The sequence below is a fragment of the Stenotrophomonas sp. C3(2023) genome, assembly GCF_032911385.1.
Lineage (GTDB): Bacteria > Pseudomonadota > Gammaproteobacteria > Xanthomonadales > Xanthomonadaceae > Stenotrophomonas.
This window is the reverse complement of record NZ_JAWJLO010000001.1, coordinates 2,697,398-2,722,458: the sequence shown is the minus strand read 5'-3', so window position 1 is coordinate 2,722,458 and position 25,061 is coordinate 2,697,398. Positions and strand designations below refer to the sequence as shown.

Here is a 25,061-nt window from a genome sequence, read left to right as displayed (position 1 = left end):
CTCAGCGATTGCGCTTGCCGATGTCGCGGGCGAGCACGTAGACCACCAGCAGGTTGACGGCCAGTACCGTCCAGGATGCCCAGCCGGGGTGGCGGGCGATGGCGTAGATGTCCAGCGGCAGATAGATGCCGGCCGACACACAGCCCAGCCAGGACGCCCAGGCGCGCGCACGCCACAGGCCCCAGGCTTCAACTAGGTGCAGCAGCGCGTAGGCCAGCATCCCGACAGCGGCCAGGTGCACGGCATCGGGGCTGACCAGATTCAACAGAGAGGGCAGGGTGCCGTGATCCGGGTCCAGACTGAAACGCCGGATCAGGGCATCAATGCCGTTGCGCAGGGGCTGCGGACCGAGCAGTTCCAGCCCGGTCGCCGCCACCAATGCAAGCACCGCCTTGCCCGCTTCGAGCAGGGCGATGACATGCAGGCCCGGATGCCGCTTGGGATCCGGGTTGTACGCATCAGCGTTCACGTCTGCGATCAGCCGCCGCGCGAGGCCTTCTTGCGATCGCTTTCGGTCAGGAACTTCTTGCGCAGGCGGATCTCCTTCGGGGTGATCTCGACCAGTTCATCGTCTTCGATGAAGTCCAGCGCCTGTTCCAGCGAATACTTGATCGCCGGGGTCAGCTGGATCGCGTCATCCTTGCCCGAAGCGCGCATGTTGGTCAGCGGCTTGGTCTTGATGGCGTTGACGGTCAGGTCGTTGTCCTTGGAGTGGATGCCGACCAGCTGGCCTTCATAGACGTTGTCACCTTCAGCGGCGAACAGCTTGCCACGCTCCTGCAGCGGCCCCAGCGAATAAGCGGGGGTGGTGCCCGGCGCATTGGCGATCATCACGCCGTTGATGCGCTTGGCAATGGCGCCCTGTTCCTTCGGACCGTAATGGTCGAAGACGTGGAACAGCAGGCCCGAGCCCTGGGTGAGGGTCTTGAACTCGTTCTGGAAACCGATCAGGCCACGGGCCGGGATCTGGTACTCCAGGCGCACGCGGCCCTTGCCGTCCGGCTCCATGTTCTTGAGCTGGCCCTTGCGGGTGCCCAGCTTTTCCATCACGCCGCCCTGGTGCACTTCTTCGATGTCCACCACCAGCTGCTCGATCGGCTCCATCATCTGGCCGTCGATTTCCTTGATGATGACTTCCGGGCGCGACACGGCCAGCTCGTACCCTTCGCGACGCATGTTCTCGATCAGCACCGACAGGTGCAGTTCGCCACGGCCGGAGACCAGGAACTTGTCGGCGTCTTCCAGCTGTTCGACCTTCAGGGCCACGTTGTGGACCTTTTCACGGTCCAGGCGGTCCTTGATCTGGCGGCTGGTCAGGAACTTGCCACCGGACAGGTCCTTGTTGCCGGCGAACGGCGAGTTGTTGACCTGGAAGGTCATGGAGATGGTGGGCTCGTCGACGGTCAGCGCCGGCAGGGCTTCGGGCGTATCCGGGGCACACAGGGTGTCGGAGATGGTCAGCTCCTGGATGCCGGAGATCGCCACGATGTCACCGGCCTCGGCCGAATCCTGTTCGATGCGCTCCAGGCCCAGGAAGCCCAGCACCTGCAGCACCTTGCCGTTGCGCTTCTTGCCTTCACGGTCGATGACCGCGACCTGCATGTTCTTCTTCAGGGTGCCGCGCTGGATGCGGCCGATACCGATCACGCCCACGAAGTTGTTGTAGTCCAGCTGGCTGATACGCATCTGGAACGGGCCTTCCGGGTCCACTTCCGGGCGCGGGGCATGCTGCATGATCGCTTCGTACAGCGGGGTCATGTCGCCGTCACGCACGGTGTCTTCCAGGCCGGCGTAGCCGTTCAGGGCCGAGGCGTAGACGATCGGGAAGTCCAGCTGCTCATTGGTGGCGCCCAGCTTGTCGAACAGGTCGAACACCTGGTCGATCACCCACTCCGGACGCGCGCCCGGACGGTCGATCTTGTTGACCACCACGATCGGCTTGAAGCCCATCGCAAAGGCCTTCTGGGTCACGAAACGGGTCTGCGGCATCGGGCCGTCCATCGCATCGACCAGGATCAGCACGGTGTCGACCATCGACAGCACGCGCTCGACCTCACCGCCGAAGTCGGCGTGGCCGGGGGTGTCGACGATGTTGATGCGGTTCTTGACGCCGGTCCGCTTGTCTTCCCAGGTGATGGCCGTGTTCTTGGCCAGGATGGTGATGCCGCGTTCCTTTTCCTGGTCGTTGCTGTCCATCACGCGCTCGGCGAGGACGGTACGCTCGGACAGGGTGCCGGACTGCTTCAGCAGCTGATCGACCAGGGTGGTCTTGCCATGGTCGACGTGGGCGACGATGGCGATGTTGCGAAGGTTTTCGATGGACATGCGAAAGGGGGCCAGTCGGCGCCGGATTTGGAAAAAGAAGTCCAACATTATACGGGTAAGTTTGCCTTTCGCGAAAACAGATGTTCGGTGGGGATCGGCCGCCCATTCAGCCAGTGCGCCGGGCGGCCTGAACGGACCCTGCCGAGGGCCGTGTCATCCACCGATGGTCGAAGCCGCCGGCGTCGCGGGGCAGGTGTAAACTAGGGGGATAGACGCCTTCCCATCTGCACCCAAGGATCTTCATGTCCCTCATCGCCACTTTCGATACCACCCAGGGCCCGATCAAGGTCGAGCTGTTTGCCGACAAGGCGCCGCTGACCGTCGCCAACTTCGTGAACCTGGTCAAGCATGGCTTCTATGACGGCCTGATCTTCCACCGCGTGATCGCCGACTTCATGATCCAGGGCGGTTGCCCCAAGGGTCAGGGCACCGGCGGCCCGGGCTACAAGTTCGAGGACGAGAAGAACGGTGTGAAGCACCAGATCGGCTCGCTGTCGATGGCCAACGCCGGCCCGAACACCAACGGCAGCCAGTTCTTCATCACCCACATCAAGACCGACTGGCTCGACGGCAAGCACACCGTGTTTGGCCAGGTGCTGGAAGGCCAGGCCATCGTCGACTCGGTCAAGCAGGGGGACGTGATCCACTCGATCACCCTGGAAGGCGACACCGACGCCGTGCTGGCCGCCCAGGCCGAGCGCGTGGCGGAGTGGAACAAGCACCTCGCCGCCTGATTCATGCGACGGCCCCCTTGCTGCAAGGGGGCCGTTTTCACGTCTGCGGCCGCCCCGCCAGGTAACCCCCGCCCGGCGGCCCTGCTCCCCGTTGCGCCATCGCTTCTTAGCAGAGGAAAAACCCCATGAAAGCACCTGTTCGTGTTGCCGTGACCGGCGCTGCCGGCCAGATCGGCTACGCCCTCCTGTTCCGCATCGCATCCGGCGAAATGCTGGGCAAGGACCAGCCGGTCATCCTGCAGCTGCTGGAACTGCCGGTCGACAAGGCCCAGGCCGCCCTGAAGGGCGTGATGATGGAACTGGAAGACTGCGCCTTCCCGCTGCTGGCCGGCATGGTCGGCACCGATGACGCCGAAGTGGCGTTCAAGGACGCCGACATCGCCCTGCTGGTCGGCGCACGTCCGCGCGGCCCGGGCATGGAGCGCAAGGATCTGCTGCTGGAAAACGCCAAGATCTTCACCGCCCAGGGCGCAGCGCTGAACAAGGTCGCCAAGCGTGACGTGAAGGTGCTGGTGGTCGGCAACCCGGCCAACACCAATGCCTATATCGCGATGAAGTCGGCGCCGGACCTGAACCCGCGCAACTTCACCGCCATGCTGCGTCTGGACCACAACCGCGCCCTGAGCCAGCTGGCGACCAAGCTGGGCAAGCCGGTCGGCGGCATGGAAAAGCTGGTGGTGTGGGGCAACCACAGCCCGACCATGTACCCGGACTACCGCTTCGCTACCGCCGATGGCGCGTCCATCGCCGAGGCGATCAACGACCAGGAGTGGAACGCCAACACCTTCATTCCGACCGTGGGCAAGCGCGGTGCGGCGATCATCGACGCCCGTGGCTCGTCCTCGGCCGCGTCGGCTGCCAACGCCGCCATCGACCACATCCGTGACTGGGTGCTGGGCAGCAACGGCAAGTGGGTGACCATGGGCGTTCCGTCCGACGGCTCCTACGGCATTCCGGAAGGCGTGATCTTCGGCTTCGCGGTGACCACCGAGAACGGCGAATACACGCTGGTCAAGGATCTGCCGGTGGATGACTTCAGCCAGAAGTACATCGACAAGACCCTGGCCGAGCTGGAAGAAGAGCGCGCCGGCGTCGCCCACCTGCTGGGCTGAGTGTGCGGCTGCCTCCGGGCGGCACGCGGTTGCGACACGGACGGGGAAGCTTCGGCTTCCCCGTCTGCGTAGGGGGAGCGGAATGTCAGAGTTGATCGACCTGCATTACATCGACGCGCACCTTCTGGTGGCCGAGAAGCCGGCCGGCCTGCTCTCGGTACCGGGACGGGGCGAAGCCAACCAGGACTGCGTCATCGCACGCCTGCAGCAGGTGCACGCCGAGGCGCTGACCGTGCACCGGCTCGATCAGGTGACTTCTGGCCTGCTGCTGCATGCGCTTGGCAAGCCGATGCAGGCGGCGCTGTCGGCATTGTTTGCCGCACGCCAGGTGGGCAAGCGGTATCACGCGGTACTGCAGGGCGAAGTGCGGGACGACGTGGGCGAGGTGGATCTGCCGCTGGTGGTGGACTGGCCGAACCGGCCACGGCAGAAGGTGGATCACGCGCAGGGCAAGCCGGCGTTGACGCGGTGGCAGGTGCTGGCCCGCGACCCGGACACAGGGCGCACGCGGGTGGCGCTGGAGCCGGTGACCGGGCGCAGTCACCAGTTGCGCCTGCACATGGCCAGTCTGGGTCACCCGATCGTAGGTGATGTCCTCTACGGAGCCGAGCCAGCATCGCGGGTGCACCTGCATGCCAGCGAACTGCGCTTTGCGCATCCGGTGACCGGCCAGTCCCTGGCCTTCCACTCCGCCCCCCCGTTCTAGGGGGAGGGGGGGCTGGCCGGGTTGCACCCGGCACCCGCAGAAGCAACAGCAAGGGCAACAGCAAGGGCAACAGCAACAGCAACAGCAACAGCCCGGGTTCTGCGGGGTGGCGGGGCGGTGTGGGTTTGCGGGGCCGCCGTGAATCCATCCATGGAGGCTAGGTCGCCGCATCCATGCGGCTCACACCCCGCAAACCCACACCGCCCCGCCTTCGACAGTTCTGCGGCCGCTGACCGGCTGCGCGATGTCGAGGTGACTGCGAGTTGTCGTCTGCTGCAGCGTTGAAACTTGTGTTCCCGAGGCTTTCTTTTCTTCAATCTATTTTTCAGATGATCTGAAAGTTCAGATGTATTGAAATCAAGCATCTTGAGCAGAGAGAGAAAAGACGGGGAGGCATCGAGCTGTTCTGACAGCTTGCGGGGAGTTGTCGAAGGTGGGGCGGGGTCGTTGGCGGGGGTGTGAGCCGCATGGATGCGGCGACCTAGCCTACATGGATGTACTTGCGGCGGCCCCCGCCAATGACCCCGCCCCGCCAACCCGCAGAACCCAGCAGTTGCTGTTGCTTTGGCTTTGGCTTTGGCTTCGGCTTCGGCTTCGGCTTCGGCTTCGGCGGGTGCCGGGCGGCAGCCCGGCTACCACCCCCCTACCAAGGTAGGGCGGTCCGGTGGCCGCCACCGCACTATGCTCGAAGCATGACTTTGTCTGGGAGGGCTGCGTCATGAACTACGAGGAAACCTACCGCCGTTCGATCGACGAACCGGAGGCGTTCTGGGGCGAGGAAGCCAAACGGATCTACTGGCACGAACCACCACAGCAGATACTGGATTACAGCAACCCGCCATTCCGGCGCTGGTTCGTCGGCGGCAGGACCAACCTCTGCTACAACGCCGTGGACCGCCACCTGGCCGAACGCGGTGATCAGCTCGCCCTGGTCACGGTGTCCACCGAGACCAACGTCACCCGCGAAATCACCTACCGCCAGCTGTATCGCGAGGTCAATGACTTCGCTGCCGTGCTGCAGCGGCTTGGCGTCGGCCATGGCGACCGCGTGGTGGTCTACATGCCCAATATGGCTGAGGCCGTGTTCGCCATGCTGGCCTGCGCGCGCATCGGCGCGGTGCACTCGGTGGTGTTTGGCGGCTTCGCCGCCCACAACCTCGCGCTGCGCATCGACGACGCCAAACCCAAGCTGCTGATCGCGGCCGACGCCGGCATGCGCGGCGGCAAGCTCATCCCCTACAAGCCGATGGTCGATGCCGCCTGTGCCGAAGCCAGCAGTCCGCCGCCGCACGTGCTCATCGTCTCGCGTGGGCTGGACCCGGCGCAGCCGCGCGTGGCCGGGCGCGATGTGGACTACGCGCAGCTGCGCGAGGAGGTAGGCCAGACCGATGTGCCGGTGCAGTGGCTGGAGTCCAGCGAGCCCAGCTACCTGCTCTATACCTCCGGTACCACCGGCAAGCCCAAGGGGGTGCAGCGTGATGTCGGCGGCTACGCCGTGGCGATGGCGCAGTCCATGGAAACGGTCTTCGACTGCAGGCCCGGCCAGGTCATGTTTTCCACCTCCGACGTGGGCTGGGCGGTGGGGCATTCGTACAATGTCTATGGACCGCTGATCGGCGGGTGCACGTCGCTGCTGTACGAAGGGCTGCCGACCAACCCGGACCCGGGCATCTGGTGGGCGCTGTGCGAGCAGTACAACGTGCGTACGTTGTTCTCTTCGCCCACCGCGATCCGTGTCCTGAAGAAGCACGATGTTGATTTCATCCGCCGCCACGACCTGCGTGCATTGAAATACATCTTCCTGGCCGGTGAGCCGTTGGATGAGCCCACCGCGCACTGGGCCAGCGAAGCACTGGGCAAACCGATCATCGACAACTACTGGCAGACCGAAACCGGCTGGCCGGCACTGACCCTGCTGCCGGGGCTGGAGATGAAGCCGGTACGTTTCGGCTCGCCGGGCTTCCCCAACCTGGGCTACCGGATGAAGGTCATCGATGAAGCCACCGGCGAGGAAGTGGGCCCGGGCCAGAAAGGCGTGCTGGTGATGAGCCCGCCGCTGCCGCCGGGCTGCATGAGCACGGTCTGGAATGACGATGAGCGTTTCCTGCAGAGCTATTTCAGCCATTTCAAGGAGCTGCTGTACAGCTCCCTGGACTGGGCGATCCGGGATGAGGATGGCTACACCTTCATCCTCGGCCGTACCGACGATGTGATCAATGTGGCCGGCCATCGTCTGGGCACGCGCGAGATCGAAGAGGCCATATCCAGCCACCCCCAGGTGGCCGAAGCGGCCGTCATCGGCGTCAAGGACGAGTTGAAGGGCCAGGTGCCGCTGGTGTTCGTCACCCTCAAGCAGGGTCTCAATGGTGAGGATCCGGCCCAGGTGGTCGGCCAGATGATGGCCAAGGTCACCGACTCGCTCGGTGCGGTGGCGCGTCCTGCCCACATCCATGTAGTCAACGCCCTGCCCAAGACGCGCTCGGGCAAGCTGCTGCGGCGCTCGCTGCAGGCGCTGGCCGAGCAGCGTGATCCGGGGGATCTGTCCACATTGGACGATCCCGGTGCCCTGGACGAGATCCGCCGCGCGCTGGGGCGGTGAGAGAGGCTGGGCCGGGCTGCGGCCCGGCCGCTTCCTGGCGGGCGCCATCGCGCTCGCCTTTGAATTACTGGCTTTTGATCGAAGCCGCCCTGCTGTAAGCGACAGGGCGGCAGTGCTGGGCTACAGTGATGCGCCGTAACCGTGAAGGGCTGGCAGGTGCAGGACGATCATCGCGCGGCGCTCCCAGGGAGCGCACAGAGTGACGGCACGCCCGGATGGGATGCGATCAACCAGGCCATGACTGCGCTGTATCCCGGGCAGGAACCGAGGCACTTCGGCACGCTGCGACCTTTGACGCTGGGTGGCGACGATCCGCTCGACGGCATCAGTGTCTACTGGACCGGGACGCCGCGACCGCACTGGCACTTTGTCACCTTTGGCTTTTCCGAGCTGTACGACAAGCAGAGTGACGATCCCGATCACAGCGGGTTCGGCTTCGAGCTGACCTTCCGCCTGGCGGCGCCGCTCGATGCGTCGGCAGACAGCCCCCCTCCGATGTGGCCGCTGAATCTGCTGCAGAACCTGGCGCGCTATGTGTTCGAGTCTGGCAACGTGTTCGAGCAGGGCCATTACCTGAACGCCAATGGGCCGATCGCGCTGGAGCACGACACGCGGCTGCGCCATCTGGCGTTCATGCGCGACCCGCAGCTGGCACCCCGACAGACCCCCCATGGGCGCTTGGAACTGCTGCAGGCGATCGGGCTGGCTGACGGCGAAATGGACGCGATCCTGACGTGGTCGGCCGAGGCGGTGCTGCATGCCCTCGCGCCGGCCATGCCCCTGTGGATCACCGATCTGGACCGTGGCGACCTGATGGATGACCCCGCGCTGGCGGGGCAGATCCGGCACGGCAGCCAGCGCGAGGGGTCCAGCACCGCCGCCCTGTTCGTTGACGACCTCGACTGGCAGGTGACCGGGCAGGGGCCTGCACGGCTGGTGATCGGTGCCGGGCAGGTAGCCCGCCTGCAGCGGCTGCTGCCAGCGCGCCTGCCCTATGGGCGGCCACTGGAACTGGCCGGCCGCCAACGCAGCTGGGTGTTCGAGCCGGGCAGGGTGGACCGGGTCCAGTGTGACGGCGCGACAGCGGTCTGCACCGTGGTCACCGCCAGCCTGGCGCAGCTGCTGCAGCAGTTGAGGCCACAGCGCGGCCTGTATCCACTCGGCGACGGCGGCGCGCTGGTGATCGAGGTGCGGCCGACCACGCTGCGCGATACACGCGGTGAGGCGGCGGCCATCGTAGGCTGAGGCCGTCGGGGCGACCTTTGCGTCCGGCAGGTGACGCAGGCAACGGCAGGAGCCCCTTGCTGACGGAGCTTGCGCCGGCCCGAAGGGCACTGGCGGGGTGGCCCGGCGCACCGTGGTCGTCAGGCTCCTGCTTTGTTGGTTGCCGGGCAGAGCCCGGCACTACGCGGCAGGTGACGCAAGCGCCGGCCCCAAGGGCGCGGGTCAGGATGACCGGCGCAGCGTTGGTCGTCACGCTCTTGATTGCGAGCAACGACCTGGCGACCAGGGTCAGGCCAGCCCTTCGGCCTTGAGCGCGGCCTGTACGCCGGCGTCGGCGTCCATCCGCTTGCGGTACGCGGCGAGATTCTCCAGCCCGGACAGGTCGACCTTCATGCCTTCGGCCCAGCGCAGGGTGATGTAGAAGTAAGGATCGGCCACGCTGCGGAACCCGGCCAGCCACGGGCGGTCGGCCAGCTGGGCATCGGCGCGCTCGAAGAGCCCACGCAGGCGCTTGTGCGCGGCTTCTGCCAAGGCGCTCTTCTGGCCTTCATCGGCGATGAATTTGCCCGGTGCGAACAGCGGCGAGAACGCCGGATGCAGGTCGGAGTTGACGAAGGCCAGCCAGCGGGCGGCCTCGGCACGCTGGCGCGGGCTGCCATCGCCGGTCAGGCCGGCCTGCGGGAACGTATCGGCGATATAGCCCATGATGGCCGCGTTTTGGGTCAGCACGAAGTCGCCGTCGACCAGTGCCGGGACCGAGCCGGCCGGATTGATCTTCAGAAACGCCGGCCCCTTCAGCGTGTCCTTGTCCAGCAGTTCAACCTCGAACGGCTGGCCGGTCCACTGCAGGGCGATGTGGTCGGCGGTGGAACAGGCACCGGGCTTGCTGTACAGCTTCATGGAGACTCCGTCTGGGTCGGTCGCGGAAAGCGGACACTATCCCAGAGCGGAGCGCTGCCCGGCAATTGCGCCGGGGCGACAGACTGTTACGACGCGCGCGGCTTCAGGCTCTGCACCCGGTAGAAGGTGTGGTCACCGATGGTCCCGACCTTGTAGGCGTTGCGCCAGCTGGGGCTGGCGATGGCCAGCGCGGCAAAATGGCTGGCACCGGGCACGATCTCGCGACGCTCGCCGGCTGGCAGCGCCCAGTTGCGCTCGGCGTCGAATGCCACGGTCATGGCCTCGCTCCAGGCCTTGTCATTGGCCAGGCGGGTACCCGGTGAGACGATGGTCGGTGCGAACTGCTTGCGTGCGGTCACCACCTGGCACATCGAGTCACCCCACAGCCCGCTGTCACGGCGGCGCAGGGCGACTTCAGCGACGGCCTGCTGACCGCGCACGGTCTGGTCGCGGGCTTCCAGGTAAACGGTCGTGCTCAGGCACAACGAATCGGCGGCCGGCTGCGGCAACAACTGCGACAGCCAGAGAATCCAGGCCAGTTTCATATAACTCCTTGCTCCGTATGGGACGCACCGGGCGGTTCTGCCTGCCGCAGGGGCAGGAAGACGCTGGGTTACGTCTTGGCGTCATGGGGAGGCGATCATCGGGACCGCCCCGCGGGCGGCCCGGAAGAGATCGGGGGAAGGGCCGCGCCTGCTCACCGGAAACTGGCTGGTGAGCGGAAAGTGGGCGCAAGGTAAGGGGGCTTTTCCAAACCTGTCCTGAACCGTCCAGGTTGACATTCAGTTTCACAAAGGGGGCTGAGGCCCACTTTCTGCCCCCCATTCAGGATTCCCTAGAGCTCTGCAGCGACTCTGCTGCCTTGATCTATCGCTCTTTTCGCATCGAGTTCGGCAGCGACGTCAGCGCCGCCAATGACCCGGCCTGACAGGCCCGCCTGTTCAAGTTTTTCCAGCAGCGTCCTATTGGAATCCTGGCCGGCACAGATCACCACGTGGTCCACCGGCAGCACCTGCGCCGTGCCTCCGATGCTGACATGCAGGCCCTGGTCGTCCACACCGAGGTACTGCACGCCACCGAGCATCTTCACGCCCTTGGCCTTCAGCGTCGCCCGGTGGATCCAGCCGGTGGTCTTGCCCAGTCGTGCGCCAGGCTTGCCGGGTGAGCGCTGCAGCAGCCAGAGCTGGCGCGGCGAAGGGGCGATCTGCGGTGCAGACAGTGAGCCGCGGGTCTCAAAAGCCGGGTCCACGCCCCATTCGGCCATCCAGGCCGCCGCATCCAGCGCGGGCGATGGCCCGGCGTGGGCGAGGAACTCGCCGACGTCGAAGCCGATGCCGCCGGCGCCGATGATGGCTGCCCGTTGGCCGACCACGACCCGGCCCTGCAGCACGTCCAGGTAATTGACCACCTTGGGATGGTCGGCACCGGGGAAGGCCACCCTGCGCGGGGTGATCCCGGTGGCCAGGATGATCTCGTCGAATCCGCGCAGCTGGTCGATGTCCGCACGCACCCCCAGCCGCACCTCCACGCCGGTGTCCTGCAGACGCTGGCCGAAGTAGCGCAGGGTCTCGTTGAACTCTTCCTTGCCGGGGATTAGCCGCGCCACGTTGAACTGACCGCCGATCTGCGCGCTGGCCTCGAACAGCGTCACCGCGTGGCCACGCTCGGCCGCGACCGTGGCGCAGGCCAGACCGGCCGGGCCGGCGCCGACCACCGCGATGCGCCGCGGTGCGGTGGTCGGCCGGTAGACCAGTTCGGTTTCATGCACGGCGCGCGGATTGACCAGGCAGCTGGCCAGCTTGTTCTCGAACACGTGGTCCAGACAGGCCTGGTTGCAGGCAATGCAGGTGTTGATGGTGTGTGCCCGGCCGCGGCGCGCCTTGTCGGCCCACTGCGGGTCGGCCAGCAGGGGACGCGCCAGCGACACCATGTCGGCGCTGCCTTCGGCCAGGATCCGCTCGGCGACATCAGGCATGTTGATGCGGTTGGTGGCCACCAGCGGGATGCCCACGTGCGGCTTGAGTTTGGCGGTAACTGCGGCGAACGCAGCGCGCGGCACCGAGGTGGCGATGGTCGGAATGCGCGCTTCGTGCCAGCCGATGCCGGAGTTGATGATCGTGGCGCCGGCGGCCTCGATGGCGCGGGCCTGGGCGACGATCTCCTCCCAGTTGCTGCCGTCCTCGACCAGGTCGATCAGCGAGAGCCTGAAGATGATGATGAAGTCAGGTCCGCATGTCTGGCGGATACGGCGCACGATCTCCACCGCGAACTGCATGCGGGAGGCCGCATCGCCACCCCAGCGGTCAGTGCGGGCGTTGCTGCGCGGGGCGATGAACTCGTTGATCAGATAGCCTTCCGAACCCATGACTTCCACGCCGTCATAGCCGGCTTCGCGGGCCAGCCGCGCGCTGCGCGCGTAGTCATCGATGTGCCTCTCCACTCCGCGCGCGGAGAGGGCGCGCGGAGTGAACGGGTTGATCGGTGCCTTCAACTTCGACGGAGCCACCGATAACGGATGGTAGGCATAGCGGCCAGCGTGCAGCAGCTGCAGGCAGATCTTTGCGCCGTACTGGTGCGCAGCAGCGGTGAGCTGGCGGTGCGGGCGCACTTCCCACGGCCAGGAGAGTTTGCCGCCGAACGGCTTCAGCCAGCCGACCACGTTCGGTGCGAAGCCGCCGGTGACGATGAGGCCCACGCCGCCCTGCGCCCGCTCGGCGAAGTAGGCGGCCAGACGCGGGAAGTCCCGGGTGCGATCCTCCAGACCGGTATGCATCGACCCCATCAGCACGCGGTTGCGCAGCTGGGTGAAGCCCAGGTCCAGCGGGGTGAACAGATGGGGGTAGGGACTGGCGGCAGCTGGCGACATGTCAATACGCTTGCGTACGGAGATCGCCAGAGTGCCGCGAAACGCGCCAGCGGGCAAGGCCCCGTCCGGGTTATCCGGTCGGCTTCAGGGCGCGCGTGGCGCTGGCTGGGGTCGACCGATCCCGAACCAGCCAAGGGTCAGTCCGCACAGCGGGCCGATGAACATGGCAAAGGCCACTGTGCCCAGACCAACATTGCCGCCCAGCAGCCAGCCGAGCAGCAGGGCGCTGCCCTCGATGAGGCTGCGCACCTGCCAGATCGGCCAGCCGGTGCGTGCATGCAGGCCAGTCATCAGGCCGTCGCGCGGCCCCGGACCCAGCCGGGCGCCGATGTACAGACCGGTCGCCAGCGCCAACAACAGCATGCCCCCGGCGAAGGTGGCAATGCGCAGCGCCAGACCTTCAGGCGCGGGCAGCAGCGTGAGCCCCAGTTGCGCCGACGGTCCGATCATCAGCACGTTGAGCACGGTGCCCACGCCCGGCTTCTGCCGCAGCGGCCACCAGAGCAGCAACACCACGGCGCCGACCACATTGGTGGCCAGACCGAACGACAACGGTGAGCTGCTGGCGATGCCCTGCGAGAGCACATCCCAGGGGGCGACCCCGACGTGCGCGAGCACCATCAGTGCAATGCCGATGCCGTACAGGAAAAGGCCCAGCACAAGCTGCAGCAGGCGAGCGGGGAGGGCGGCGGGGACAGAGCGAAGGGACACGGCGGACGGCGACAGGCGGACGATGGCGCACGTTACCGCAACCGCAGCGCAGGCGCAGCGCGCAACCGGCCGGCGCACGGACGCACGGCGCGATGCAGGGAGATTGCAGGCGACTCCTGTCGCGAATGCCTTGGGATTCATTCAGAAAACAGCTAGCGATAGGCCGCGTATAAAGTTCCTCACGCTGCCACCTACGGCATGAATCGCTTTATCCGGCGCGGCTCCGGCTTCTGTGCCGGCATGTGGCAATCGCCTCGAAACCCTTGTAGCAGAGGGGAGTTGCGGTTTTTCATCATCCTGTATAGGGTGCAACGGCGAGAGGCGGCAGGCGGCTTGGTCCCGGTTTCACATGTTACGGGACTGTTAACATGGCCTTCACCGCTCTGAGCATAATGTCGCCACGGTGGCGTGCTGAATCGGCTGTCGGAGCGTTCTGACGATTGTAGTGCTGGGCCATGCCTCTACCGGTTTCATACCCCCGAAATAGGAGTTGTACTCAATGAACAAGAAGATCCTTACTGCCGCACTGCTGGGCGGTCTGGCTTTCGCCCAGGCTGCTTCGGCACAGGAGTTCGACGACCGCTGGTACCTGACCGGTTCGGCTGGCTTCAACTTCCAGGACAACGATCGCACCACCAACGATGCTCCGTTCGTCACGCTGGGCCTGGGCAAGTTCATCAGCCCGAACTGGTCGCTGGACGGTGAGCTGAACTATCAGAACCCGAACTTCGACGGCAATCAGGATCTGAACTGGTCGCAGTACGGCGCTTCGCTGGACATGCGTCGCCACTTCATCCAGGACGGCCGCGGCTGGAACCCGTACCTGCTGTTCGGCCTGGGCTACCAGCGTTCGGAAGAGGAAGTGCCGGCTCTGGACCTGAATGGTCCGACCAAGCGCAAGGACGGCAACTTCGCCGCCAAGGTCGGCGTCGGCCTGCAGACCACCTTCGAAAAGCGCGTCGCTGTCCGCGCCGAAGTGGCCTACCGCGGTGACTTCGACGATCAGAGCAACGCTGCTCCGAACGAAAGCTGGTTCGGCGACGTGCTGGCTTCGGTCGGCGTCGTGATCCCGCTGGGCCCGGCCCCGGTGGCTGCTGCTCCGGCTCCGGCTCCGGTTGCGCCGAGCTGCGCCGACCTGGACGACGACGGTGACGGCGTCAACAACTGCGACGACCGCTGCCCGGATTCGCAGCCGGGTCAGACCATCGGTCCGGACGGTTGCCCGGTCCCGGTCTCGATCGACCTGAAGGGCGTCAACTTCGACTTCGACAAGTCGACCCTGCGTCCGGACGCTGTTGCGATCCTGAGCGAAGCTTCGGAAATCCTGAAGCGTTACCCGGACCTGCGCGTCGAAGTGGCTGGCCACACCGACTCGAAGGGTTCTGACGCTTACAACCAGAAGCTGTCCGAGCGTCGCGCAACCGCCGTGTATGACTACCTGACCCAGAACGGCGTTGCCGCTTCGCGTCTGGTCGGTCCGATCGGCTACGGCGAGAGCCGTCCGATTGCCCCGAACACCAACCCGGATGGTTCGGACAACCCGGAAGGTCGCGCCAAGAACCGTCGTACCGAGCTGAACGTCCAGAACTGAGTTCTGACGCTTCACCGGTAAGATCAAGCAGGACCCGGCTTCGGCCGGGTCCTGTTTTTTCATGCGTCGGATATGGCCGCCAACGGCACAGCCCCTCGCGGCTGACACCCGATCATCCGGGGGGGCCGGGCGGGCGAGGTTGGCGGGGGACGCTGCAAGTACGTCCATGTAAGCTCGGACGCGCATCCTGCGCTCTACGCCCCCGCAAACCTCGCCCGCCCGGCCTTGGACAGATAGCGTGGGCGCCAGCCGCGTTGAGAAAGAAAGAATAAAAGCCGAAAGCAGGATCAACAGCGTGACCACCGGCGACCGTCACGCTGTTGCCGTTGCTCTTGATCCTTTTTTTCTTTCTACGCGGCTGGCACACGCGGAGATTGTCCAAGGCCGGGCGGGATGGGGTTGCAGGAGTGTGAGCCGCATGGATGCGGCGACCAAGCCTCCATGGATGGATTTACGGCGTCTCCTTCAACCCCATTCCGCCCGGCCCTCACAAGGAGTGGGTTTTCGTGCCAGCCGCGAGGGGCTGCGCCGTTCGCGGGCCCGCAGCCACTGCAGTGAAACCATAAAAAAACCAACGAGTTGCCGTATTCATTGAATGTGGGATCTTGTAAGTCGTTGTGCCGCTGTTAAACTCCCGACGTCACCCTTCTACTGGATGTCTCTCATGCTGCGCATCGCATCGGCTGCCGTCATGGCGCTGGCCCTGGTTCCTGCCGCCCACGCGGCGGTTGACTGCTCGGTCCGGCCCAGTGCCGCACCGCTGCCGCTGCCGGCTACGGCCATTGCGCCGGTGGCTGACGAGCTGGCGATCCGCAACGTCCAGCTGGGCATGCCCGCTGGCGTGCTCAGTGGCAACAGCGACGCATCGCAGTCGCTCGACAGCGTGCTGCAGCGCCTGCGCATCGAGGGCTGCCAGAATGTGGCCAGCGCGATCCCCGCGCCATCGGCCGTGCCGGCCAACGATGCCGGGGCCTACAAGCCGGCGACCCAGTACGACAACACGCCGTGGCGGTTTGACATGAGCCAGGGCGGCAAGCGCATGACCGCCGAAGAGTTCGACGCCTGGATGAAGGCGCGCGGTGTGCGCGTGGTCAAGGCGCGTCCAGCCGCGCCGGCGCCGGTCACCGAAGCGGCGGCGGAAACCCCGCCAGTCGACAAGAAGTAATGCGAGGGGGGCAGGACATGCGGGCCAGGCGCCCCCGTGCAGCCCCCAACCAGCGGCCCGGCCATGCGCCGGGGCGCATGCCTCCGCCTGCAACGTCGTCTGCGCCGCGGCACGGCCTGGCGCGGATCCTTTCCAAGGCGGGGGTGTGCTCGCGCACCGAGGCTGCGCGCTGGATCGAGGCCGGTCGTGTCACGGTGGACGGACGCGTCGTGCGCAATGCCGAGTTTCCCATCCAGGCCGGCCTGCAGCAGATTGCAGTGGACGGCCAGCCCTTGGGCGCCGCCTCGCGCATCTATCTGATGTTGAACAAGCCGCGCGGGCTGGTCACCACCGCACAGGACGAGCAGGGGCGCGATACCGTTTACCGCTGCTTCGATGGCGCAGGCCTGCCGTGGCTGGCGCCGGTCGGGCGGCTGGACAAGGCCAGCGAGGGCCTTCTTCTGTTCAGTAACGACCCGCAATGGGCCTCGCGGCTGACCGATCCCACGACCGGACCGGACAAGACGTATCACGTCCAGGTCGATGGGCTGCCCGATGCCTCCACGCTGGCCGCGCTGTGCGCCGGCATCGACGATGACGGTGAGTTTCTTGCCGCGCGCCGGGTGGCGCTGCTGCGCTCAGGCCAGCGCAACGCCTGGCTGGAAGTGGTGCTGGAAGAAGGCCGCAACCGCCATATCCGCCGCCTGCTGGCGGCCTTCGACCTGCAGGTGCTGCGGCTGGTCCGGGTTGCCATCGGCGGGTTGACGCTGGGTGAGCTCGGCAAGGGCCAGTGGCGCGTGCTGCAGGCCGAACAATTGCGGCAGCTGGACGCTGCCCAGACCGTGGGCGGAGACCCGCAGCCGGCGCCGTGCGCTGGTTGATCGCCCGGGCGCGAGGGGGAGCGCCTGTCTTTGCACCCTGTTGTTCGAGGAGTTCCGCCATGTTCCGTCCCTTCCTGTTGTCTCCACTGCGTTGTACCGCCACCCTGCTGCCGGTGCTCGCCCTCGCCGCGTGCAGCACCAACAAGCAGGTGGCCGCACCGGTCGAACCGCCGCCGCCGGTGGTCGAGATCAAGCCTCAGGAGCGTGATGCGCTCGGCAGTTTCCGCTTCACCATGAGCGACGGCGACCAGAAGATGACCGCCGATCAGTTCGATGCCTGGATGAAGGCCAACGGCATCCGTGTGGCCAAGGGCAACGATGGCCCCCTTGAACCGGTGGTCGTTGCCAGCAAGGAAGAAGAGAAAAAGAAGAAGAAGTGACGCGTCATCGCGCGCGTCGACGGAGGCCGGGCAGCGCCCGGCTCCGTGGCGCGCGGATCAGGCCTTGATGACGCCCAGCTCATGGCCGATGCGGGTGAACGCATCAATGGCGCGGTCCAGATGTTCGCGCGTGTGTGCCGCGCTGATCTGCGTGCGGATGCGCGCCTGGCCTTTGGGCACCACCGGGAAGAAGAAGCCGATCGCGTAGATCCCTTCCTCCAGCAGGCGTTCGGCGAAGCGCTGCGCCAGCGGTGCGTCGTACAGCATCACCGGGCTGATCGGATGCACCCCGGGCTTCACGTCGAAGCCGGCAGCGGTCATCTTCTCGCGGAAGTAGCGCGTGTTGTCCACCAGCGTATCGCGCAGGTCGTCTGCGGCCGCCAGCATCTCGAAGGCCTTGATGCCCGCGGCCACCACGTGCGGCGGCAGCGAGTTGGAGAACAGGTAGGGGCGTGAACGCTGGCGCAGCAGCTCGATCACCTCGCTGCTGGCGCAGGTGAAGCCGCCCAGCGCGCCGCCCATGGCCTTGCCCAGGGTGCCGGTGATGATGTCGATCCGGTCCAGCACGCCCTTGACCTCGGCCGAGCCGCGGCCGGTGGCGCCGAGGAAGCCGGTGGCATGGCATTCGTCGATATGCACCAGCGCGTTGTATTTCTTCGCCAGCGCGGTGATCTCGTCCAGCGGGGCAATGAACCCGTCCATCGAGAACACGCCGTCGGTGGTGATCAGCTTGGTGCGGCAGCCGGCGGCATCGGCCGCCTGCAGCTGGGCCTCCAGGTCGGCCATGTCACAGTTGGCGTAGCGGAAGCGCTTGGCCTTGCACAGACGCACGCCGTCGATGATCGAGGCATGGTTGAGCGCGTCGGAGATGATCGCGTCGTGCTCGCCCAGCAGCGGCTCGAACAGACCACCGTTGGCGTCGAAGCAGGCCGCGTACAGGATGGTGTCCTGCTTGCCGAAGAACGCTGCGATCTGCTGCTCCAGCTGCTTGTGCAGATCCTGGGTGCCGCAGATGAAGCGCACCGAGGCCATGCCGAAGCCATGGCTGTCCAGCGCGTCCTTGGCCGCCTGGATCAGGTCCGGGTGGTCAGCCAGGCCCAGATAGTTGTTGGCGCAGAAGTTGAGCACGGTGCGGCCGTCGGCCAGGGTGATCTCGGCGGACTGGGGACTGGTGATGATGCGCTCGGACTTGAACAGGCCCTGGGCGCGGATCGCCTCCAGTTCCTGGGCGTAGTGCTGGGTGAGCGGGGAAGAGCTGGCGTCGGTCATGGTCGGCGTCGGTGGTGCGGGGAAGCGGTCGATTCTACTCGTCATGCGCGTGGGCCTCGTTGCGCACTGCGGCGATGCGCGGGGCTGGCAGAGCCTGCATTGTTGCGTCGCACTATCATTACTGTTAAAAAACCGTGAACCGGAGCGACCGTGCCGGCTGTTCAACCTTCCCCGACCCACCGCCCCCGGAGATGCCCCATGAAGCTCGCCCGTCGTTGTCTTGCCGCCACTGTTCTGTCCCTGGCGGCCTTTGCTGCCAGCGCGCAGGAAGCCGAATCCCCCTACAGCTGGAACGTCACTGCGGTGTCGGATTACGTGTTCCGTGGTGTCTCGCAGACCGATGAAGATCCCACGCTGCAGGCAGGCTTCACCTACACTTCGCCGGTGGGCCTGTACGCCGGTGTCTGGGGGTCGGGCGTGGATTTCGGGCCGGGTGACCCGAGCACCGAAGTGGACTTCCTGATCGGTTACGGCTTTGACGTGACAGATAGCGTCAACTTCGATGTTCTGGTCAATCGCTACACCTACCCGGGCGCGAGCGAGCTGAACTACAACGAGCTGATCACGACGACCACCTTTGCCGAGCAGTACAAGCTCACCGTGGCCTACACCAACGATCTGTCCGGCTCGGATACAAAGAGCTGGTATTACGGGGTCGGCGGCGAGTGGGGCCTGCCGAACGATTTCGTGCTGAGCGCGAACGTCGGTCGCTCCACGCTGGAGCGTGAGCAGGGTAAGGATTACACCGACTTCAATGTCGGTGTCAGCCGCCAGTTCGGCCTGTTCAACCTTGGCCTGGGCTTCCATGGCACCGATGGCAACGGCCGCGACAACAACGGCAGGCTGGCCGACAACCGCGTGGTGTTCACCGTAGGTGTCGGCCAGTAAGGTCAGCCGCTGCTCGTAGAGCCGGGCTCTGCCCGGCTGCTCTTCGGTCCGGTCCTGATGCAGCCGCGCTTCGCGCTCGCCGGGCAGAGCCCGGCGCTACGGGGCTGCGCGGCTCAGCTCAGTTCCAGCTGAGCACGACCTTGCCGGCCTTGCCTTCTTCCATCAGGTCGAAGCCCTTCTGGAATTCGTCGATCGGCAGCTGATGGGTCATCACCTTGCCGAGCGGGAAACCGGACAGCACCAGCTGGGTCATCTTGTACCAGGTCTCGTACATCTTGCGGCCGTAGATGCCCTGCACGGTCAGGCCCTTGAAGATGATCTTGTCCCAGTCGCAGCCGGCGCCCCTGGGCATGATGCCGAGCATGGCGATCTTGCCGCCGTGGTACATGCAGTCGAGCATGTCATTGAAGGCACGCGGGTTGCCGCTCATTTCCAGGCCCACGTCGAAGCCTTCCATGTGCAGTTCCTTCATCACGTCCTTCAACGAGGTGTTGGCCACGTTCACCACGCGGGTCGCGCCCATGTCGGCGGCCAGCTTCAGGCGGAAGTCGTTGACGTCGGTCACCACCACGTTGCGCGCACCGATGTGCTTGCAGATGCCCGCGGCAATGATGCCGATCGGGCCGGCGCCGGTGATCAGCACGTCTTCGCCGATGACATCGAACTCCAGCGCGCAGTGCGCGGCATTGCCATAGGGGTCGAAGAAGGCTGCCAGCTCGGAGGGGATCTGGTCCGGAATCGGCCACAGGTTGCTGGCCGGCATCACCATGTACTCGGCGAAGGCGCCGTTGACGTTGACGCCGATGCCGACCGTGTTGGGGCACAGGTGCGGGCGCCCACCGCGGCAGTTGCGACAATGCCCGCAGACGATGTGACCCTCGGCCGAGACCCGCTGGCCGATCTCATAACCGGTCACCGCCGCTCCGAGGGCGGCCACTCGGCCGACGAACTCGTGGCCGATGGTCAGGCCCGGTTTGATGGTGCGCTGGCTCCATTCGTCCCACAGGTAGATATGCAGGTCGGTGCCGCAGATGGCGGTCTTTTCCAGCTTGATCAGCACTTCATTGGGGCCGGGTACCGGAACCGGTACCTCTTCCAGCCAGATGCCCTTGGCGGCTTCACGTTTGACCAGGGCCTTCATTGTCTGCGCCATCGGGCGGAACTCACAGGGGGAAAAACGGAATTATAGGGCCCAAGCCGGCCCGGCCATGTTGCGCTGCGGGTGGAAAACCGGCCGCGCCACCACGAACGGTCCCATGACTTCCGGGGTTTCCGGCCGGCCGGTCGGGACGGGCTACAATCTGCGGTTCCATTATCTGGGGCTGCTCCATGCGCTCGAACCTGCTCGCGTTTTCCGTCGTCGCCAGTCTTGGGCTGGTCCAGGTGGCCCATGCCGCCGAAGGCATGTGGGTGCCACAGCAGCTGCCGGAGATTGCCGGGCCGCTGGAAAAGGCTGGCCTGAAGCTGTCCCCGCAGCAGCTGGCCGACCTGACCGGCGACCCGATGGGTGCGGTGGTCGCGCTGGGCGGCTGCACCGCCAGCTTCGTTTCGCCGCAGGGCCTGGTGGTGACCAACCACCACTGTGCCTATGGCGCCATCCAGCTGAACTCGACAGCGCAGAACAACCTGATCAAGGACGGCTTCAACGCCCCGACCCACGCTGATGAACTCAGCGCCGGGCCCAATGCGCGCGTCTATGTGCTTGACCAGATCACCGACGTCACCGCACAGGCCAAGGCGGCCATCGCCGCCGCTGGCAACGACCCGCTGGCGTGCAGCCGCGCGCTGGAGGCCTTTGACAAATCGCAGGTGGCTGCCTGCGAAGCCGATGCCGGCTTCCGCTGCCGCCTGTACTCGTTCTCCGGTGGCAACACCTACCGTCTGTTCCGCAACCTGGAAATCCGCGACGTGCGGCTGGCCTATGCGCCCCCGGGCAGCGTGGGCAAGTTCGGCGGCGACGTCGACAACTGGATGTGGCCGCGGCATACCGGTGACTTCGCTTTCTACCGCGCCTACGTCGGCAAGGACGGCAAGCCGGCTGCGTTCTCGCCGGACAACGTGCCCTACCAGCCGCGCCACTTCCTGAAGTTCGCCGACCAGCCGCTGGGCGCCGACGACTTCGTGATGGTGGCCGGTTACCCCGGCCGTACCAACCGCTACGCGCTGGCCGGTGAGTTCAACGAGACCGCGCAGTGGACCTACCCGACCATTGCCCGTCACTACGAGGCGGTGATCGACCTGATCCAGAAGGCCGGCCAGGCCGACGCCGACGTGAAGGTCAAGTACGCGGCCACCGCCGCCAGCCTCAACAACGTGGCCAAGAACTACGAGGGCCAGCTGGAAGGGTTCAAGCGTATCGATGCTGCCGGCCAAAAGCGCGCCGAAGAAGCGGCCGTGCTGGCCTGGCTGAAGCAGCAGGGGAGTGCAGGGCGCCCGGCGCTGGCGGCACACGCGCAGCTGCTCGCCCACCTGGAAACCAACAAGGCTACCCGGGAACGTGACCTGTTCGTGGGCCAGTTCAACAACACGGCGGCGGTCGGGACGGCGATCTCGCTGTACCGCCTGGCGATCGAGCGCAGCAAGCCGGACGCCGAGCGCGAAGCCGGCTACCAGCAGCGCGATCTGCCGACCATCGAAGGCGGCCTGAGACAGATGGAACGCCGCTACGTGGCCAGCATGGACCAGCAGCTGCAGCAGTACTGGCTCGACCAGTACGTGGCGCTGCCGGCCGCGCAGCGCGACAACGCGGTGCTCAACCAGTGGCTGGGCGGTGCCACCCCGGCGGCCGTGCAGGGCCTGGTCGGCAAGCTCGGCGGTACGACGCTGGGCAGCCTGGACGAGCGCCTGAAGTGGTTCAACGCCGACCGCGCTGCCTTTGAGGCCAGCACCGATCCGGCCATCCAGTACGCCGTGGCGGTGATGCCGGCCCTGCTCAAGCAGGAAGAAGCGCGCAAGCGCCGCGAAGGTGAGTCGCTTACCGCGCGTCCGCTGTACCTGCAGGCACTGGCTGATTACAAGAAGAGCAAGGGCGAGTTCGTCTACCCCGATGCCAACCTGTCGCTGCGCATCACCTTCGGCAACGTGATGGGCTACGCGCCGAAGGATGGCGTGGCCTACACCCCGTTCACCACGCTTGAGGGCATCGTGGCCAAGGAAACCGGGCAGGACCCGTTCGACTCGCCCAAGGCGCTGCTCGATGCGGTCAGGGCCAAGCGCTACGGCGGGCTGGAAGACAAGCGCGTCGGTTCGGTGCCGGTGAACTTCCTCTCCAACCTGGACATCACCGGTGGCAACTCCGGTTCGCCGGTGCTGGACGCGCACGGCAGGCTGGTCGGCCTGGCCTTCGATGGCAACTGGGAGTCGGTCAGTTCCAACTGGGTGTTCGACCCGGTGATGACCCGCATGATCGCCGTGGACAGCCGCTACATGCAGTGGATCATGCAGGAAGTGGCCCCGGCACCGCAGCTGCTGAAGGAGCTGAACCTCACGCAGTAAGGCGTGGACAGGACCCGGCGCAAGCCGCCGGGTCCTGCGCGTCACGGCCGCCCCGCGCGTGAGGCGCCGGTCGGCGAGGGCAGGGCACCGTGTCCGCATGAGCAGGTATCATGCAGGTTCGCCGTGGCCTGGGTCGTACACGACAGGTGGCGGTCTGCTCCCCCTCCCCCTGGACTCCCCCGCATGCGCATCCTGCTAGCCCGCCATGGCGAAACGCCGTGGAACGCCGAAGGCCGTTACCAAGGTCAGATCGATATTCCGCTGTCGCCGGTCGGCGAAGCGCAGGCCACTGCCTTGGGCGAGCGCCTGGCTGCCGTGGAGATCACCCGTGCGGTGGCCTCGCCGCTGTCGCGCGCGCAGCGCACCGCACAGCTGGCGCTCGGTGCGGCCCGCGCCCACACCCTGCTGACCGAACCGGACCTGCAGGAGATCGCCCATGGCGAGTGGGAAGGCCTGCTGGCCAGTGAGATCCACGACAAGGACCCGTCGCGGCTGCGCGCGTGGCGCGAAGAACCGGACACCGTGCTGATGCCCGGCGGCGAATCGCTGCGGCAGGTGCTCGAGCGCAGCTGGCGTGGGCTGGCCCGCGCCGCTGAAGGGCTTGGCGATCAGGACACGCTGCTGGTGGTGGCCCACGACGCGGTCAACCGGGTGATCCTGTGCCGGGTGCTGGGGCTGCCGATCAGCCGCCTGTGGAGCTTCCGCCAGGCGCCGACCACGCTGAACCTGCTGGAAGGTCCGGACATCGAACAGCTGGAGGTGGTGCGCCTGAACGATTGCGCACATCACACTCCCTTCTTTGGCGAAGCCAGACACCGCGCGCTCTGAGCGTCTCCACCGCAGCGACCGCCCGCTGCTCCCGTTCTCCTGCTTTGGATGCAACCCGTGAGTGAAACACCGATCACCCTGACTGAGTGGCTCAGCTACATCGAGCAGCAACATCCGGCCAGCATCGAGATGGGGCTGGACCGCGTGCGCAGCGTGGCCGGGGCCATGGGGCTGGGCGCCCCGGCGCAGCGCACCATCACGGTGGGCGGGACCAACGGCAAGGGCTCGACGGTGGCGTTCATCGAAGCCATCGCGCGCGAAGCCGGCTGGAAGGTCGGTGCCTATACCTCTCCACATCTGCTTGACTACAACGAGCGCGTGCGCATAGACGGCGAGCCCGTCGATGATGACGCACTGGTCGCCGCCTTCGCGGCGGTGGAGGCGGCGCGCGGACAGACCACGCTGACCTATTTCGAATACGGCACACTGGCAGCGCTGCACCTGTTCGCCGCGGCCGGGCTGGATCTGGCGGTGCTGGAGGTGGGCCTCGGCGGACGTCTGGATGCGGTCAACCTCGTCGATGCCGATGTGGCGGTGATCACCACGGTCGACCTGGATCACACCGAATGGCTGGGCGCCGACCGCGAAGCGATCGGGGCCGAGAAGGCCGGCATCATCCGCGGCTGGAAACCAGTGATCCTGGGCGAGATCGATCCGCCTTCCAGCGTGCTGGCGCGTGCGTACCTGGTTGGGGCCAATGCCATCCGCGGTGGCAGCGATTACTTCTGCGAGCCGATCGACGCGCAGCGCTGGCGCTGGCGCGATGTCGGGCTGCGCATGGAGCTGCCAATGCCCGTGCTCAGCGGACCGGTGCAGCTGGCCAATGCAGGTGCGGCCATCGCCGCGCTGCGCGCGCTGGACCGCAGCGTGCCGCGCGCAGCGTGGGCACGCGGTATCGCCGCAGCGCGCATCGACGGGCGCCTGCAGCGCTTTGACCACGACGGGGTGCAGGTACTGGTCGATGTCGGCCATAACCCGCAGGCGGCGCAGGCACTGGCCCGTGCGCTGCAGGCAGGCCCGGTGCCGGGCCGCACGCATGCGGTGTATGCCGCGCTGCAGGACAAGGATGCGCTGGGTGTGGTCGAGGCACTGGCCGCGCAGGTGTCGCAGTGGACCCTGGCCGGTCTTCCCGGCCCGCGCGGGCAGGGCGCCGCCAGCCTGCGGCAGCGTCTGGCCGGCTCGGCCGCTGGCAGCGCGGAGTGCGCCGAGGATATCGCGCAGGCGTTGGCGCAGGTGCTGGAGCACGCCGCCCCGGGCGACAGGGTGCTGGTGTTCGGCTCGTTCCTTGCCGCTGGAGAGGCGTTGCAATGGTTGCGCGCCCGGCGCTGAGGGCATTTGCCGTTCAGCGGACGCCGCCGCGTCACTACGCGCGGACCGTATAATCGGGATACATCCTCTCCTGCTGCCT

21 protein-coding genes are annotated in these 25,061 nt (G+C 66.3%); 13 read left to right on the top strand and 8 right to left on the bottom strand.

The features are described from left to right. Position 1: 1 nt before the first annotated feature. Positions 2-469 (bottom strand): DUF2127 domain-containing protein, encoded by a 468-nt coding sequence (locus tag RZA67_RS12110; RefSeq protein WP_317212990.1) that lies wholly within the window; start codon positions 467-469, stop codon positions 2-4. An 8-nt stretch (positions 470-477) separates the two neighbouring features. Further along, positions 478-2,325: a translational GTPase TypA gene (gene typA / locus RZA67_RS12105; protein WP_317212989.1), complete on the bottom strand. Its 1,848-nt coding sequence runs from the start codon at positions 2,323-2,325 to the stop codon at positions 478-480. 242 nt (positions 2,326-2,567) lie between these two features. Between typA and RZA67_RS12100 the strand changes: the two genes are divergently transcribed. The 5 genes from RZA67_RS12100 to RZA67_RS12080 all read left to right on the top strand — a co-directional run bounded on the left by RZA67_RS12100 (position 2,568) and on the right by RZA67_RS12080 (position 8,721). Beyond that, on the top strand, positions 2,568-3,059 hold the full coding sequence (locus RZA67_RS12100) for a peptidylprolyl isomerase (protein WP_317212988.1): 492 nt from the start codon (positions 2,568-2,570) through the stop codon (positions 3,057-3,059). A 125-nt stretch (positions 3,060-3,184) separates the two neighbouring features. Beyond that, entirely contained in the window at positions 3,185-4,171 is a 987-nt protein-coding gene (locus RZA67_RS12095) for a malate dehydrogenase (protein WP_317212987.1), read from the top strand. An 82-nt stretch (positions 4,172-4,253) separates the two neighbouring features. Then, a complete protein-coding gene (locus tag RZA67_RS12090) occupies positions 4,254-4,877 on the top strand; it encodes an RluA family pseudouridine synthase (protein ID WP_317212986.1) in 624 nt (207 codons plus the stop codon). A 718-nt stretch (positions 4,878-5,595) separates the two neighbouring features. After that, complete coding sequence (prpE, locus tag RZA67_RS12085) at positions 5,596-7,476, top strand: propionate--CoA ligase (protein ID WP_317212985.1); 1,881 nt, start codon at positions 5,596-5,598, stop codon at positions 7,474-7,476. A gap of 237 nt (positions 7,477-7,713) precedes the next feature. Continuing rightward, positions 7,714-8,721, top strand: coding sequence for a suppressor of fused domain protein (locus RZA67_RS12080; RefSeq protein ID WP_317212984.1), 1,008 nt, complete (start codon positions 7,714-7,716; stop codon positions 8,719-8,721). Positions 8,722-8,988: 267 nt separating this feature from the next. Here RZA67_RS12080 and RZA67_RS12075 read toward each other — a convergent pair whose 3' ends face one another. From RZA67_RS12075 to RZA67_RS12060, 4 genes are all read right to left on the bottom strand, one after another. Next, positions 8,989-9,600, bottom strand: coding sequence for a glutathione S-transferase N-terminal domain-containing protein (locus RZA67_RS12075; RefSeq protein WP_317212983.1), 612 nt, complete (start codon positions 9,598-9,600; stop codon positions 8,989-8,991). 86 nt (positions 9,601-9,686) lie between these two features. Then, on the bottom strand, positions 9,687-10,145 hold the full coding sequence (locus tag RZA67_RS12070; RefSeq protein WP_317212982.1) for a cell wall hydrolase: 459 nt from the start codon (positions 10,143-10,145) through the stop codon (positions 9,687-9,689). Between the two features lie 290 nt (positions 10,146-10,435). Beyond that, on the bottom strand, positions 10,436-12,466 hold the full coding sequence (locus RZA67_RS12065; RefSeq protein WP_317212981.1) for an NADPH-dependent 2,4-dienoyl-CoA reductase: 2,031 nt from the start codon (positions 12,464-12,466) through the stop codon (positions 10,436-10,438). 84 nt (positions 12,467-12,550) lie between these two features. Next, positions 12,551-13,177, bottom strand: a complete 627-nt coding sequence (locus RZA67_RS12060; protein WP_317212980.1) for a hypothetical protein — start codon at positions 13,175-13,177, stop codon at positions 12,551-12,553. Positions 13,178-13,676: 499 nt separating this feature from the next. On the opposite strand from RZA67_RS12060, the gene RZA67_RS12055 reads away from it, so the two are divergent. The 4 genes from RZA67_RS12055 to RZA67_RS12040 all read left to right on the top strand — a co-directional run bounded on the left by RZA67_RS12055 (position 13,677) and on the right by RZA67_RS12040 (position 17,173). Further along, positions 13,677-14,768, top strand: coding sequence for an OmpA family protein (locus RZA67_RS12055; RefSeq protein ID WP_317212979.1), 1,092 nt, complete (start codon positions 13,677-13,679; stop codon positions 14,766-14,768). 664 nt (positions 14,769-15,432) lie between these two features. After that, the gene (locus RZA67_RS12050; RefSeq protein ID WP_317212978.1) at positions 15,433-15,933 is read left to right on the top strand and encodes a hypothetical protein; all 501 of its coding nucleotides are present in this window, start codon (positions 15,433-15,435) and stop codon (positions 15,931-15,933) included. Positions 15,934-16,010: 77 nt separating this feature from the next. Further along, positions 16,011-16,793 (top strand): pseudouridine synthase, encoded by a 783-nt coding sequence (locus tag RZA67_RS12045; RefSeq protein WP_317212977.1) that lies wholly within the window; start codon positions 16,011-16,013, stop codon positions 16,791-16,793. 59 nt (positions 16,794-16,852) lie between these two features. After that, a complete protein-coding gene (locus RZA67_RS12040; RefSeq protein ID WP_317212976.1) occupies positions 16,853-17,173 on the top strand; it encodes a hypothetical protein in 321 nt (106 codons plus the stop codon). A 57-nt stretch (positions 17,174-17,230) separates the two neighbouring features. Here RZA67_RS12040 and kbl read toward each other — a convergent pair whose 3' ends face one another. Next, a complete protein-coding gene (gene kbl / locus RZA67_RS12035; protein ID WP_317214008.1) occupies positions 17,231-18,442 on the bottom strand; it encodes a glycine C-acetyltransferase in 1,212 nt (403 codons plus the stop codon). Positions 18,443-18,640: 198 nt separating this feature from the next. On the opposite strand from kbl, the gene RZA67_RS12030 reads away from it, so the two are divergent. After that, positions 18,641-19,330: a TorF family putative porin gene (locus tag RZA67_RS12030; protein WP_317212975.1), complete on the top strand. Its 690-nt coding sequence runs from the start codon at positions 18,641-18,643 to the stop codon at positions 19,328-19,330. A 118-nt stretch (positions 19,331-19,448) separates the two neighbouring features. On the opposite strand, the gene tdh is transcribed toward RZA67_RS12030, so the two are convergent. Then, complete coding sequence (tdh, locus tag RZA67_RS12025; protein WP_317212974.1) at positions 19,449-20,483, bottom strand: L-threonine 3-dehydrogenase; 1,035 nt, start codon at positions 20,481-20,483, stop codon at positions 19,449-19,451. 176 nt (positions 20,484-20,659) lie between these two features. Between tdh and RZA67_RS12020 the strand changes: the two genes are divergently transcribed. The 3 genes from RZA67_RS12020 to folC all read left to right on the top strand — a co-directional run bounded on the left by RZA67_RS12020 (position 20,660) and on the right by folC (position 24,982). After that, positions 20,660-22,825 carry a S46 family peptidase gene (locus RZA67_RS12020; protein WP_317212973.1) on the top strand — a complete coding sequence of 722 codons (2,166 nt, stop codon included), beginning with the start codon at positions 20,660-20,662 and terminating at the stop codon, positions 22,823-22,825. Positions 22,826-23,008: 183 nt separating this feature from the next. Next, complete coding sequence (locus RZA67_RS12015; protein ID WP_317212972.1) at positions 23,009-23,653, top strand: histidine phosphatase family protein; 645 nt, start codon at positions 23,009-23,011, stop codon at positions 23,651-23,653. 57 nt (positions 23,654-23,710) lie between these two features. Further along, positions 23,711-24,982: a bifunctional tetrahydrofolate synthase/dihydrofolate synthase gene (gene folC, locus RZA67_RS12010; RefSeq protein ID WP_317212971.1), complete on the top strand. Its 1,272-nt coding sequence runs from the start codon at positions 23,711-23,713 to the stop codon at positions 24,980-24,982. Positions 24,983-25,061: the final 79 nt, after the last annotated feature.